This window comes from Tenacibaculum sp. L6, from assembly GCF_028823685.1.
GTDB lineage: Bacteria > Bacteroidota > Bacteroidia > Flavobacteriales > Flavobacteriaceae > Polaribacter.
The window spans coordinates 1-402 of the sequence record NZ_JAPEHZ010000201.1 but is presented as its reverse complement, the minus strand read 5'-3'; the positions used below and the strand labels follow the sequence as shown (position 1 = coordinate 402).

The 402-nt window shown below is 34.3% G+C and carries 1 protein-coding gene; it reads right to left on the bottom strand.

The annotated features are described in order from the left end of the window. A partial coding sequence (locus tag OU788_RS12715) for a hypothetical protein (RefSeq protein WP_274635495.1) occupies positions 1-402 on the bottom strand: 402 nt, incomplete at both ends.

Below are 402 nucleotides of genomic sequence, written 5' to 3'. Positions count from 1 at the left end.
AATTTTCCGTCTAAGATGTAATCATCTACTTTAGTATTGTAATGTTTCCACGCGTTTTTGTAGTAATTGGTATGCATGACACTTCCTAGCTCATCTCGCATAGCTCTAATTTCTTTTCTACGCTCTTTTCTGTGTGCAATACCTAAAATGTGTTCTACTTTTGTCTTATCAACACCACTACCTTTAAAATCGGTATTCCAATAACTCGTACCCCCTCCATCATAATCACTCACCATTTTTGCGTTACCGTATACCAAATGATATGTTGTCAAAGCGGTTTGAAACAATGATTGTAGTTGTTTTTCTTCATAAGTAAATGAAGTTTTTTCTGTTCCTCTTTTATACCTATCAATTACCGTTTCATAATCTTCTCCATTTTGAATTGCCTCAACTATTGCTTCT